The sequence below is a fragment of the Magnetococcales bacterium genome (assembly GCA_015228935.1).
Lineage (GTDB): Bacteria > Pseudomonadota > Magnetococcia > Magnetococcales > DC0425bin3 > HA3dbin3.
The window spans coordinates 150,576-164,408 of record JADGCO010000001.1; the positions used below are offsets into that span (position 1 = coordinate 150,576).

The window sequence follows — 13,833 nt, forward strand, 5'->3', positions numbered from 1 at the left end:
GTCATGTTCCTACTTGGGCTTTTTGGCTCCATATTTCGAGCGACCCTGTTTCCGATCTTTCACGCCCTGCGTATCCAGCGTGCCACGCAGGATGTGGTAGCGCACGCCCGGCAAATCCTTGACCCGTCCGCCGCGTATCAAAACCACGGCATGCTCCTGGAGGTTATGGCTCTCTCCCGGAATATAGGCCGTGACTTCATGGCCATTGGTCAGACGTACCCGCGCCACTTTGCGCAGGGCAGAGTTGGGCTTCTTGGGGGTCGTCGTGTAGACCCGGGTGCAAACGCCACGTTTCTGCGGGCAGCTTTGCATGGCAGGGACGTTGTTTTTCCTGCCCTGCGGCCGGCGACCGTTACGCAGCAGTTGATTGACGGTTGGCATATCTCTAGGTCACTCCCACCTTTGTTTCAGACCACAAATCCCCGAGCCAGGGAAACCCATTAAATTAAGCTTTTCACCGAAGAAGTCAACCCTCTTTTTTCAAAAAAAGAAAAACTTTTTCGGTCAGCCTTTACTGGCTGGAGATTCACCCTCTTTTTCCTTCTTGCGCAACAAGGTTTTCATCAGCCCGGCAGCCCGACCGGTCCCTGCCGGGATCAGCCGACCGACGATGACATTCTCTTTCAGGCCATTCAACGTATCTGCACGCCCGGAGATGGACGCCTCGGTCAGGACCCGGGTCGTCTCCTGGAACGATGCCGCCGAAATGAAGGACGGCGTGGAGAGGGACGCCTTGGTGATTCCCAGCAAAAGCGGGAAGGAGGTCGCCTGCCGCCCGGAACGAAGGGCAGCCTTGGCATTTTCCCGGTCAAACTCGCTCTTCTCGACCGACTCGCCGGCAACGAAGGTCGTGTCGCCAGGATCCAGGATGGCCACCTTCTGCAACATTTGCCGCACAATCACTTCAATGTGCTTGTCGTTGATCCGCACGCCCTGGAGCCGGTAGACTTCCTGGATTTCGTTCACCATGAAGCGGCACAAATCCTCCAGGCCCAGAATTTTGAGAATGTCCTGCGGCACCGGAGAGCCTTCCATGAGGGGTTCACCGCGCCGGACATAGTCACCCTCATTGACGGCGAGCTGTTTCCCCTTGGGAAGCATATACTCCCGGGGTTCACCCACTTCCGCCGTCACGATGACCCGTCGCTTGCCTTTCAAATCCTTGCCGAAGGAGACCACCCCTTCGTTTTCGGAAATGATGGCATACTCCTTGGGCTTGCGGGCCTCGAACAGCTCCACCACCCGGGGCAGACCGCCTGTGATGTCGCGGGTTTTGGACGTTTGCCGGGGAACTTTGGCAATGATATCCCCGGCCAGGACATGATCCCCTTCCATGACCATGATCACGGCCCCGACGGGAAGGAAGTAACGCACTTCCGCGCCGGATGGCATGACCAGGGTTTCGCCGCTGTCAGGGTGTTTCAGGGTCAGCCGGGGTCGCATGTCGGTCTTGCGTCCCTGACTCTTCCAGTCGGTCACTTCCCGGGAACTCAGGCCTGTGGTTTCGTCGATGGTTTCGCGCAGGGTGTGGTTTTCAACCAGATCACCGTATTTGATGATACCTTCCATTTCCGTAATGATCGGCGAGGAGAAGGGATCCCATTCGGCAAAAGTCTGCCCCTTCTCCACCCGCTGGCCATCGCCCACCATCAGGCGGCAACCATAGGGAACCCTGTGGCGTTCCCGTTCGCGTCCCAGTTCCAGCTCGGGAATCACGTCACCGCTGTTTTCGGACCCTTCCACGGCACGCACTTCGTGAATGGAAACCTCGCCGTTCCGGGACAGGACCACATAACGTCCATTGCGATCCTGCACCGTGGTGAGGTTATGGAAACGGGCGATGCCACCATGCAGGGAATCGAGGGAGGATTGTTCCACTTTCCGGGATGCCGTTCCACCGATATGGAAGGTCCGCATGGTCAACTGGGTACCCGGTTCACCGATGCTCTGTGCGGCAATTACGCCGACCGCCTCGCCAATCGTCACCTTGGTCCCGCGGGCCAGATCGCGCCCATAACACTTGACGCACACCCCGCGCTCGGTCGCACAGGTCAGGGGAGAGCGGATCTTGATGCTCTCCACATTGGAATTTTCAATCCGCTCCACATCGTCTTCGTCAAGAATTTTGCCGCACTCGGCAATTCTTTCATCCGTGATGGGATCCACGATATCTTCCAGGGGGGTACGTCCCAGCACGCGATCCGCCAGGGATTCGACCACATCATTCCCTTCCAGAAGGGCCGTGGCGGTCAGCCCTTCGGACGTGCCGCAATCCTCTTCCCGGACGATACAATCCTGGGCCACGTCCACCAGACGCCGGGTCAGGTATCCGGAGTTGGCCGTCTTCAGGGCCGTATCCGCCAATCCTTTCCGGGCACCATGGGTGGAGATGAAGTATTGCAACACTGTCAGCCCTTCACGAAAGTTGGCCGTGATGGGGGCTTCGATGATTTCACCGGATGGTTTGGCCATCAAGCCGCGCATGCCCGCCAACTGGCGAATCTGCGCCGCCGAACCTCTGGCCCCGGAGTTGGCCATCATGAAAATGGAGTTGAACGAAAGCTGTTCACGGCCCACGTCGATAGTCTCCGACGAAATTCCCTTCATCATTTCGTCGGCCACCCGTTCCGTGCAGTGCGACCAGATGTCGATCACCTTGTTGTATTTTTCACCCTCGGTGATGAGACCTTCAATATACTGGCGCTCGATCTCCTTGACTTTTTCCTGTGAATCTTCCACGAGCGCCCGTTTGCTCTTCGGGATCACCATGTCATCCTTGCCGAACGAAATGCCGGCCCGGGCCGCAAAACCGAAACCAACGGTCATGATCCGGTCGGCAAAAATGACGGTCTCCTTGGTACCGCAGTTGCGGTAGACCACGTCGATGAGCTTGGCCACCTCTTTTTTGGTGAGCAGACGGTTGACCAGGTCGAAGGGAATCTGATCGGGCAGAATTTCGGTCAACAGGATGCGTCCGACCGTGGTCTTCTGTCGCACGCCGCGATACCGACACATGATGGAGGCATGCAGTCCGATTGCGCTGGAATCATAGGCTTGGCGGACCTCCAGGGGCGAGGAGAAGATCATCCCCTCTCCCAGCACGTTCAGGCGCTCCGAGGTCATGTAGTACAGGCCCAGAATGATATCCTGGGTCGGCACGATGATGGGCTTGCCGTTGGCGGGCGAGAGAATGTTGTTGGTGGACATCATCAACACCCGCGCCTCAATCTGGGCCTCGATGGAGAGCGGCACATGGACGGCCATCTGGTCGCCGTCAAAGTCGGCATTGAACGCCGTACAGACCAGGGGATGCAACTGGATGGCCTTGCCTTCGATCAACTTCGGCTCGAAGGCCTGGATACCCAGACGATGCAGGGTGGGTGCCCGGTTGAGCATGACCGGGTGTTCCCGGATCACCTCCTCCAGGATGTCCCACACCTCGCTCTTTTCCTTCTCCACCATCCGTTTGGCCGCCTTGATGGTGGTGGCCAGACCGCGCTCTTCCAGGCGGTTGTAGATGAAGGGTTTGAACAGTTCCAGGGCCATTTTTTTGGGCAGGCCGCACTCGTGCAGCTTGAGATCCGGTCCCACCACGATCACCGACCGACCCGAATAGTCCACCCGCTTGCCGAGCAGATTGAGCCGGAAACGGCCCTGTTTGCCTTTCAACATTTCCGAGAGGGATTTCAGGGGGCGTTTGTTCGTCCCCGTGATCACCCGGCCCCGCCGGCCATTGTCGAACAGGGCATCCACCGACTCCTGCAACATGCGTTTTTCGTTGCGGATGATGATGTCGGGGGCCTTCAGTTCAAACAGGCGCTTGAGACGGTTGTTGCGGTTGATCACCCGGCGATAGAGATCGTTCAGATCGGATGTGGCAAACCGGCCTCCGTCCAGGGGGACCAGGGGCCGCAATTCCGGTGGAATCACCGGGATGGTTTCCAGGATCATCCACTCCGGGCGGTTGCCGGACTCCTGGAAAGACTCCAGGGTGTGCAGACGTTTGACGATTTTTTTCCGGCGGGCCTCGGAATTCGTGGCCACCAGCTCATCCCGCAGGCGGACGATGTCTTCCTCAATCTTCAGTCGGGAGAGCATGTCGCGGATGGCTTCGGCCCCGATGCCGGCGGTAAATTCGTCGCCGTATTCATCCTGCATCTGGTTGAAACGGTCCTCGGTCAGCAGATCTCCCTTTTTCAGGGGGGTCATGCCGGGTTCCAGGACCACAAAATTTTCAAAATAGAGGACCCGTTCCAGATCTTTCAGGGTCATGTCCAGAAGCAGACCGATTCGACTGGGCAGGGATTTCAAAAACCAGATGTGCGCCACCGGCGAGGCCAGCTCGATATGGCCCATCCGCTCGCGACGCACCTTGGATTGAATCACCTCGACGCCGCACTTTTCGCACACCACGCCCCGGTGTTTGAGGCGCTTGTATTTGCCGCAGAGACATTCGTAGTCCTTGACCGGACCAAATATTTTGGCACAGAAAAGGCCGTCCCGTTCCGGTTTGAAGGTCCGGTAGTTGATCGTTTCGGGTTTTTTGACCTCACCGAACGACCAGGAGCGGATTTTTTCCGGGGAAGCGATGGATATCTTGATGCCATCGAAACTCTGGCCCAACACCGGTCGGGAAAAAAGTTTGAACAGGTTTTGATTCAACTGACGCCTCCGGTCGATCTGTGCGAGGTTGCCATGGGGGGCCGGGTCGCTTTATTTCGGATCCGGCTCCGGGCCATGGTCATTCCGGGGTCCTTACCAGCGATACATCCAGGGCCAGGGATTGCAGCTCCTTGACCAGGACGTTGAAGGATTCGGGGATTCCCGCCTCAAACGTATCGTCGCCCTTGACGATGGATTCGTAGATCTTGGTTCGTCCGGCCACGTCATCGGACTTGACCGTCAACATTTCCTGCAACGTATAGGACGCACCATAGGCCTCCAAGGCCCAGACCTCCATTTCGCCAAACCGCTGCCCGCCAAACTGGGCCTTGCCACCCAACGGCTGCTGGGTCACCAGAGAGTAGGGACCAATGGAACGGGCGTGAATCTTGTCGTCCACCAGATGGTGGAGTTTGAGAATGTAAATGTAGCCGACGGTCACCGCCCGGTCGAAATAGTCACCCGTGCGACCGTCGATGAGACGCACCTGACCCGATTTGGGCAGACCGGCCTGTTCCAGCCAGCCGACGATTTCCTCTTCCCGCGCCCCGTCAAACACGGGCGTGGCTGCCGGGACACCATCCTTGAGGTTGCCGGCCAGATTCAGGGTTTCGGCGTCGGTCAACTCCCGCAGGTCATCGGCCTGATCCTGGTGATCATAGACCTCCAGGAGAAAATTCCGCAGATTGGCGACAGGTTCCCCTTTTTGGCACTGTTCCAGGAGCTTGCCGATTTTCTTTCCCAGCCCCTTGGCGGCCCAGCCCAGATGGGTCTCCAGAATCTGCCCGACATTCATGCGCGACGGCACACCGAGGGGATTGAGAACGATATCCACCGGCTGACCATCTTCCAGGTAGGGCATATCCTCCACGGGATTGATCTTGGAGATGACACCCTTGTTGCCGTGCCGTCCGGCCATTTTATCGCCTGGTTGCAGCTTGCGCTTGACGGCAATATACACCTTGACCATTTTCAGCACGCCGGGGGGCAGATCATCGCCCCGTTCCAGCTTTTCCACCTTGCTTTCAAAGCGTTTTTGCAGTCGCTGGCCGGTTTTCAACACCTGTGCCCGGATGCCCTCGATCTGCTGCGTCACTACATCGTCATCGAGAACCACGTCCTGAAGATCGCGATTGGTGGCGGTGCGCACCCAATGCTCTTCAATCTTGTCGCCGGAACCCAGGCGTGGCGCAGAACGGACCACGCGATGCAGCATCAGGCGCCGGATGCGGTCATCGGCATCATTTTCAATGATGCGGCGTTCAGCGACCATATCCTTGCGCAGGGCGGCAATCTCTTCCTGATCGATCAACTTGGCCCGATCATCCTTTTCCAGGCCGCGCCGGGAAAAGACCCGCACATTGACGACCGTTCCCGAAATGCCCGGCGGCAGGCGCAGGGAAGTATCCCGGACATCGGAGGCTTTTTCTCCGAAGATGGCCCGCAAAAGTTTTTCTTCTGGCGTCAACTGGGTCTCCCCTTTGGGGGTCACCTTGCCGACCAGAATGTCGCCGGCCTTGACGTCGGCCCCGACATAGATGATGCCGGAGTCGTCCAGATTGCTCAGGGCCTCTTCGCCGACGTTGGGCATGTCCCGGGTGATCTCTTCCGGCCCGAGTTTGGTATCCCGGGCCATCACCTCGAACTCGTCGATATGGATCGAGGTGAAGACATCATCCTGGACAAGACGTTCGGAGATGAGGATCGAGTCTTCGAAGTTGTAGCCATTCCAGGGCATGAAGGCGACCAGGACGTTGCGCCCCAAAGCAAGTTCACCCCATTGGGTGCTGGGTCCATCCGCCACGATATCCCCGCTTCTGACCCGGTCGCCGGCCCGCACCAGGGGCACCTGATTGATGCAGGTATTCTGGTTGGAGCGTTCAAACTTGGTCAGATTGTAGATATCGACGCCGGGTTCGCTGGAACCGGGTTCTTCGTCGGCCTTGATGACAATCCGCGAGGCATCCACCTCTTCCACCACGCCATGGCGGCGGCTGACGATGGTCACCCCCGAATCCCGGGCCACGACCGGTTCCATGCCGGTCCCCACCAGGGGGGCATCGGTCTTGATGAGCGGCACGGCCTGCCGCTGCATGTTCGACCCCATCAAGGCGCGGTTGGCGTCGTCGTTTTCCAGAAAGGGAATCAGGGCTGCCGCCACCGAAACGATCTGCTTGGGCGACACGTCCATGTACTGGATGCGATCCGGGGTGGCGATGGTAAATTCCAGTTTATGGCGGCACTGTACGACATCGCTGACGTAGCGCTTTTCGTGATCGAGAACGGCGTTGGCCTGGGCGATGACGTAGTTTTCTTCCTCGATGGCCGACAGATAATCGACTTCATCCGTAACCCGGCCCTCCACGACCCGCCGATAGGGGCTTTCGATGAATCCGAAAGCGTTGATCCGGGCGAAGGTCGAAAGACTGTTGATCAGACCGATGTTCGGACCTTCCGGGGTTTCGATGGGGCAGATGCGTCCATAATGGGTCGGATGCACGTCCCGGACCTCGAAACCGGCCCGTTCCCGCGTCATGCCTCCCGGTCCCAGGGCCGACAACCGGCGCTTGTGGGTAATTTCCGACAAGGGATTGGTCTGGTCCATGAACTGGGAGAGCTGACTGGAACCGAAAAATTCCCGAATGACCGCCGAAAAAGGTTTGGAATTGAGGACATCGTGCGGCATGAGGGTTTCCGGCTCCGTTGAAGAGAGCCGTTCCCGGATGGCCCGCTCCATGCGGACCAAGCCAATGCGCACCTGATTTTCCAGCAGTTCGCCCACCGAACGGACGCGGCGATTGCCCAGGTGGTCAATGTCATCCACCTTGCCGTGGCCATCCTTCAGCTTCAGAAGAATGTCCACCACACCCAGGATATCTTCCTTGCGGAGAATGCGGACATTCAAGTCGCACTCCAGATTGAGGCGTTTGTTCATCTTCAGCCGCCCAACCGTGGAAAGATCGTAGCGGTCGGCCTTGAAAAACAGGTTGCTGAACAAATTTTTGGCCGCATCGATGGTGGGGGGTTCCCCGGGGCGCATCATGCGGTAGATGTCGATCAGGGCCTCGTCCTGGCTTTGATTTTTGTCGAGATCAAGGGTATTGCGCAGGTAGGGACCAACGTTCACATAGTCGATGAAGAGGGTTTCAATCTCTTCGATGCCATTATCCTCGAAAATGCTGAGCATGGCTTCCGTGATTTCGGCCCCGGCTTCGGCGATGAGTTCTCCGCCGACGTTGGGCATGTTGTGGGCCAGGAACCGGCCCACCAGATCCTCAGCCGGGACCTGAATCCAGTCCAACCCTTCGGATTGGAGCTTTTTGATGGCCCGGGCTGATATTTTCCGTTTCGCCCGGACGATCTCTTCCCCGGTCTGGGGGTGGACGATGGCATAATTGAGACGGCTGCCCAGCAGTTGGTCTGGGTTGAGGCGTTTTTCCCACAAGACCCCTTTTTTCCGGAACGGCTCCGTATCGTAGAACCGGCTCAACATTTCTTCCGGGTTCATGCCCAGGGCGCGCAGCAGGGTGGTGACCGGCATCTTGCGGCGGCGGTCGATTCTTGCGTACAGCAAATCCTTGGGATCAAACTCAAAATCGAGCCAGGACCCCCGATAGGGAATGATGCGGGAGGAAAAGAGCAGTTTACCCGAGCTGTGCGTCTTGCCCCGGTCGTGGTCGAAAAACACCCCCGGCGAGCGGTGCATCTGCGACACGATGACCCGTTCCGTGCCGTTGACGATGAAGGTACCGGTATCCGTCATCAGGGGAATTTCGCCCAGGTAAACATCCTGTTCCTTGATTTCCTTGATCGACTTGGCACCGGTATCCTCGTTTTCCTCCCACAGGACCAGGCGCAGGACCACTTTCAGGGGTGCCGAGAAGGTCATCCCGCGGGCCAGACACTCATCCTCGTCATATTTGGGTTCACCGAGGGAAAAGGTGACGTACTCCAGGGTCACGGCACCTGCATAATCGTGAATGGGAAAAACCGACTGAAAAACTGCGTGGAGTCCCGCATCTTCCCGGGTATCCGGGGAGGCACTTGCCTGCAGAAAACGTGCAAAGGATTCCTTTTGGATCGCGATCAGGTCAGGAATTTCGATAATGGTTGGAATCCGTCCGAAATTTTTGCGCAGACGCTGTTTTTCGGTAAAGCTCAGTGACATCGGATTTCCTCTGCCGCCTTAAAAAAAATGGCCAGGCCCGCAACACAGCGTGGAACCGGATGCCTCATGTTGCTCCGGTCGGTCGCCGCTCATGATCCATGCGTCATAGCCGCTTGCTGCGTAAGCCGCCCTTGTCGAAGCGTGGCAACCCTGCACACCGGGCAGGGGCACGAAGCCCCTGCCCGGACGCCGGATCGACCGAACAAGGTAAGCCCGGGAACCTACTTGAGTTCAACCTTGGCACCGGACTCTTCGAGTTCCTTCTTATGTTTTTCAGCATCTTCCTTGCTGACCCCTTCCTTCACCACCTTGGGGGCACCTTCCACGAGGTCCTTGGCCTCCTTGAGGCCCAGGCCGGTGATGGCCCGCACGGCTTTGATGACATGGATCTTCTTGTCACCGGCATCGGTCAGGATCACATCGAAGGCGGTTTTTTCTTCAGCCGGGGCTGCGGCAGCGGCTCCGCCACCCACGGCGGCGACGGCCACGGCGGCTGGGGCTGCGGAGACGCCAAATTTGGTCTCCATGGCCTTGACCAGCTCGGCCAGTTCGAGGACCGTCATTTTTTCAATTTCTGCAATCAATTCTTCACGGGACAGGGCCATGATCTACTCCTGATTTGATCTTGAATGTCTATGTCATTGGAGGGGTCGAGGCGGTGCCAAGGCACCCTCAAGCCGCCTGTTCTTTCTGTTTCTGGATTTGGGCCAGGACGCGCACCAGGCTGCCGGGAACGGCGGCCAGCACCCCGACAAAACCCTGGATGGGCGAATTCAAGGAACCGAGCATCCGGGCCAGCAGGACTTCCCGCGACGGCAGTTTGGCCAGAGCAATAATCCCTTTGGCATCGACCATCTTGCCATCCAGGATGCCACCGACGATTTGCAGATTGGGATGTTCCTTGGTGAAATCATCCAGAACCTTGGCCGGGGCCACCGGGTCCATGGATGTGGCCAGACTGGTGGGGCCTTTCAGCAGGGGGCCGATCGGCTCGAACGGGGTCCCTTGGGCGGCCCGTTTGGCCAGGGTGTTTTTGACCACCCTGAATTCACTGCCCGACTCCCGAAATTTCCGGCGCAGGGCTGTCATCTCACTGACGGTCATTCCTCGATAGTGGGCGACGACGGCCACTCTGGAACGTTCCAGACTGGCGCGCACCTCATCGATGACCTGACTTTTTTCCTCCCGCTTCACGCTGGGTTCCTCCTTTTGGCTCCCCTACGGGTTGCATCTGTCCAACGCAAAAGTCGCCCGGGGCCTTAAGGTCCCTTTTGTCTCGGCAGGTCGATCACCCGGTTACAGGCTCCACGGTGGAGGCCTCACCTGCTGTCATGGACTGAAAATCAAACGAATTTCATGACGCGAGGGAGTGGGGATCGACCTTGATGCCCACACCCATGGTCGTACTGACGGAAATTTTCTTGATGAAGGTCCCCTTGATGGAGGAGGGACGCAACTTTTGGATGGTTTCCACCATGTTCTTGATGTTGGCCGACAACTGATCCGGGGTAAAAGAGGCCTTGCCGATGCCTGCATGGAGGATACCGGCTTTTTCGACCCGGAAGGCCACTTGGCCTCCCTTGATTTCACGGATCACCTTGGCCACATCGAAGGTGACGGTGCCCAGTTTGGGGTTGGGCATCAGGCCGCGGGGACCCAGCACCTTGCCGAGGCGACCAACCACACCCATCACATCGGGACAGGCGACAGTCCGGTCAAAGTCTGTCCAGCCACCCTGGATTTTTTCCACCAGATCGTCGGAGCCGGCATAATCCGCGCCGGCGGCCAGGGCTTCAGCCACCTTGTCCCCCTTGGCGAAGACCAGGACGCGCACCGTTTTGCCGGTACCGTTGGGGAGGATGGCCGTGCCACGGATCATTTGATCGGCATGGCGGGGGTCCACGCCCAGATTGAGGGCAATCTCCACGGTCTCGTCAAACTTGGCTGTGGCACCCTCTTTCAGGAGTCCCACGACTTCGGACAGGGGATAGGCTCTGGACCGATCCAGTTTTTCATGAATTTTCTGCAATCGTTTGCCACGTCGCGCCATTGCTGTTTCCTCATTCAACGATCTGGAGACCCATGGAACGGGCGGAGCCGGCGATGGTTCGCTTGGCACCTTCCAGATCCTTGGCGTTCATATCCGGCATTTTGGACTTGGCAATCTCCTCGATCTGCTTCCAGGTCACCTTGCCGGCCAGGGGGGGACGGCCTGGAGTGGCCGAACCTTTTTCCATTCCGGCAGCCTTTTTGAGAAAATAGGAAGCCGGCGGGGTCCGCAGGTCAAAGATGAACGTCCGATCCTGGAAAACCGTAATCACCACCGGAATCGGGGTGTTCGGTTCCATCCCTTGAGTCTTGGCATTGAAGGCCTTGCAAAACTCCATGATGTTCAGCCCGTGTTGGCCCAGGGCCGGACCTACTGGCGGACTCGGCTTGGCGGCCCCGGCGGGAACCTCCAATTTGATGTAGGCCGTGATTTTTTTTCCCATGATATTTCCCTACAGTTTCTCGACCTGGACAAATTCCAATTCCACCGGGGTGGCGCGACCGAAGATGCTGACAGAAACCTTCAAGCGGGTTTTGTCTTCATCCACTTCTTCGACGACCCCGTTGAAGGAGACAAACGGACCATCCACCACACGCACACTTTCGCCCACCGAAAACTGCACTTTCGGTTTGGGTTTTTCCATGCCGTCTTCGACCTGGCGCAGGATTTTATCAACCTCGCGGTCGCTCAAGGGTTGCGGACGGCCCCCTCCACCCAGAAATCCCGTCACTTTCGGAATTTCGTTGACCATGTGCCACGTCTCGTCATTCAGCTCCATGCGCACCAGGACATAGCCCGGATAGAACTTCCGCTCGGAAGTCACCTTCTTCCCTTTGCGCAGTTCAACCACATCCTCGGAGGGCACCAGGATCTCTTCGAACATGTGTGCCCGTCCGGTCAGACGAATGCGCTCTTCCAGGGCCTGTTTCACCTTCTTTTCAAACCCGGAATAGGCATGGATGACGTACCACTTCTTGGCCATGGATGACTCTTGACTATTCTGAAATCGATGACTCTGGATCAATCAACCAACGACCAGCGAGACAAAAAATGCCAATATGCTGTCTATCAGCCACAAAAACAGCGACACCAGGAAGACCATGGCCAACACAAGAATGGTCGTATTGCTCGTATCTTTCCGGGTGGGCCAGACCACCTTGCGCAGCTCGCTGCGGACATCGGTAAGATATTGTTTGACCTCGGATACCTGAATCATGTCGGATCGACTTTTCCTTTGGAAATCTGGCAGGGCTCCGCCGGTCTCCACACCCTGTCAGGGTGATGCAGGGAACGTATTGCTGGCAGGACAGGAGGGACTCGAACCCCCAACCGCCGGTTTTGGAGACCGATGCTCTACCACTTGAGCTACTGTCCTTCGCAAACAATCACCATTCCCCGGTTGCGCCTCTGGAACAGGACAGCCTACTTGATTTTTCCTTCCTTGTGAAGGGTATGCTTGCGGCAAAACGGACAATATTTGCGCAGAGCCAATTTTTCCGGTTTGGTGCGCTTGTTTTTGTCCGTTGTATAGTTGCGCCGTTTGCACTCTTCGCAACTCAGGCTGATCAGATCACGCATACAGATTCCTCCGGGACCATCTGGAACTATTTTGTCCCGTTACCCTCGTGTGGGGTTGCAAAGACGAAACCAGCGGGATCCTGTTCAAAGATCCCGCCGGTTCGGCCTGACTTGGATGGCAGCTTTATTCGATGACCGTGGAGACGACTCCGGCACCCACCGTCCGGCCACCTTCACGGATGGCGAAACGGAGGCCTTGCTCCATGGCGATGGGAGAGATCAGCTCCACTTCCAGCGCAATATTGTCACCGGGCATCACCATTTCGACGCCATCGGGCAGTTTCAGAATGCCGGTCACGTCGGTGGTCCGGAAGTAGAACTGGGGCCGATAGTTGGAGAAGAACGGGGTGTGGCGTCCGCCTTCTTCCTTGGTCAGGATGTAGCACTCGGCCTTGAATTTTTTGTGGGGGGTGATGGAACCGGGTTTGGCGAGGACCTGGCCGCGTTCCACTTCATCGCGTTTGGTGCCCCGCAGCAGAACGCCGATGTTGTCGCCGGCCTGACCTTGATCCAGGAGTTTCCGGAACATTTCGACGCCGGTGCAGATGGTCGAGGTTGTGGGCTGGAAGCCGACGATCTCGACGGTTTCACCCACTTTGACGATACCCCGCTCCACGCGCCCGGTCACCACGGTTCCGCGCCCGGAGATGGTGAACACGTCTTCGATGGGCATCAGGAAGGCCCCATCGAGGGGGCGTTCCGGAAGGGGAATATAGGCATCGACGGCATCCATCAACTTTTCGATGGCTCCCTTGCCCATCTCTCCGGCATCCCCTTCCATGGCTTTCAGGGCGGAGCCTACCACGATGGGAATGTCATCGCCGGGGAATTCGTACTGGGAGAGGAGTTCCCGGACTTCCAGCTCGACGAGTTCCAGCAGTTCCGGATCGTCCACCTGGTCGGCCTTGTTCATGAACACCACCAGGGCCGGCACGCCGACCTGGCGGGCCAGCAGAATGTGTTCCCGGGTTTGCGGCATGGGACCGTCGGCAGCGGAGACGACGAGGATGGCACCATCCATCTGGGCGGCACCTGTGATCATGTTCTTGATGTAGTCGGCATGGCCAGGGCAGTCCACGTGTGCATAGTGGCGTTTGACCGTCTGGTATTCCACGTGGGCCGTCGAGATGGTGATGCCGCGTTCACGCTCTTCCGGAGCGGCATCGATCTTGTCGTAAGCCATGAACTCGGCCATGCCTTTTTCCGCCAGGACCTTGGTGATGGCCGCCGTCAGCGTCGTCTTGCCATGGTCCACGTGGCCGATGGTACCGATGTTCACATGCGGCTTTGTTCGCTCGAATTTCGCTTTGGACATGCCAATTTCTCCCAGCTTGAAGTAAGGCGGTGATATGTTCTACAGGTGTCCGGTCCCGCG

The 13,833-nt window shown here is 57.8% G+C and carries 11 protein-coding genes and 1 tRNA gene; all 12 read right to left on the reverse strand.

Translation table 11 applies throughout. The annotated features are described in order from the left end of the window. Positions 1 to 9: 9 nt before the first annotated feature. On the reverse strand, positions 10 to 381 hold the full coding sequence (locus tag HQL65_00750; GenBank protein ID MBF0134742.1) for a 30S ribosomal protein S12: 372 nt from the start codon (positions 379 to 381) through the stop codon (positions 10 to 12). Positions 382 to 504: 123 nt separating this feature from the next. Then, complete coding sequence (gene rpoC / locus HQL65_00755; protein ID MBF0134743.1) at positions 505 to 4,650, reverse strand: DNA-directed RNA polymerase subunit beta'; 4,146 nt, start codon at positions 4,648 to 4,650, stop codon at positions 505 to 507. Positions 4,651 to 4,741: 91 nt separating this feature from the next. Further along, positions 4,742 to 8,830 carry a DNA-directed RNA polymerase subunit beta gene (gene rpoB, locus HQL65_00760; GenBank protein MBF0134744.1) on the reverse strand — a complete coding sequence of 1,363 codons (4,089 nt, stop codon included), beginning with the start codon at positions 8,828 to 8,830 and terminating at the stop codon, positions 4,742 to 4,744. A 221-nt stretch (positions 8,831 to 9,051) separates the two neighbouring features. After that, positions 9,052 to 9,435 carry a 50S ribosomal protein L7/L12 gene (gene rplL, locus HQL65_00765; protein MBF0134745.1) on the reverse strand — a complete coding sequence of 128 codons (384 nt, stop codon included), beginning with the start codon at positions 9,433 to 9,435 and terminating at the stop codon, positions 9,052 to 9,054. A 67-nt stretch (positions 9,436 to 9,502) separates the two neighbouring features. Further along, a complete protein-coding gene (locus tag HQL65_00770) occupies positions 9,503 to 10,024 on the reverse strand; it encodes a 50S ribosomal protein L10 (GenBank protein MBF0134746.1) in 522 nt (173 codons plus the stop codon). 160 nt (positions 10,025 to 10,184) lie between these two features. Beyond that, complete coding sequence (locus tag HQL65_00775) at positions 10,185 to 10,880, reverse strand: 50S ribosomal protein L1 (protein MBF0134747.1); 696 nt, start codon at positions 10,878 to 10,880, stop codon at positions 10,185 to 10,187. Positions 10,881 to 10,890: 10 nt separating this feature from the next. After that, on the reverse strand, positions 10,891 to 11,322 hold the full coding sequence (gene rplK, locus HQL65_00780; protein ID MBF0134748.1) for a 50S ribosomal protein L11: 432 nt from the start codon (positions 11,320 to 11,322) through the stop codon (positions 10,891 to 10,893). A 9-nt stretch (positions 11,323 to 11,331) separates the two neighbouring features. Beyond that, positions 11,332 to 11,862: a transcription termination/antitermination protein NusG gene (nusG, locus tag HQL65_00785; protein ID MBF0134749.1), complete on the reverse strand. Its 531-nt coding sequence runs from the start codon at positions 11,860 to 11,862 to the stop codon at positions 11,332 to 11,334. Positions 11,863 to 11,904: 42 nt separating this feature from the next. After that, positions 11,905 to 12,096, reverse strand: a complete 192-nt coding sequence (secE, locus tag HQL65_00790) for a preprotein translocase subunit SecE (GenBank protein MBF0134750.1) — start codon at positions 12,094 to 12,096, stop codon at positions 11,905 to 11,907. A gap of 83 nt (positions 12,097 to 12,179) precedes the next feature. Next, a tRNA-Trp gene (locus HQL65_00795) sits at positions 12,180 to 12,255 on the reverse strand. 47 nt (positions 12,256 to 12,302) lie between these two features. Next, positions 12,303 to 12,458 carry a 50S ribosomal protein L33 gene (gene rpmG / locus HQL65_00800; GenBank protein ID MBF0134751.1) on the reverse strand — a complete coding sequence of 52 codons (156 nt, stop codon included), beginning with the start codon at positions 12,456 to 12,458 and terminating at the stop codon, positions 12,303 to 12,305. A 124-nt stretch (positions 12,459 to 12,582) separates the two neighbouring features. After that, positions 12,583 to 13,773: an elongation factor Tu gene (gene tuf, locus HQL65_00805; protein MBF0134752.1), complete on the reverse strand. Its 1,191-nt coding sequence runs from the start codon at positions 13,771 to 13,773 to the stop codon at positions 12,583 to 12,585. Between the last annotated feature and the right edge of the window lie 60 nt (positions 13,774 to 13,833).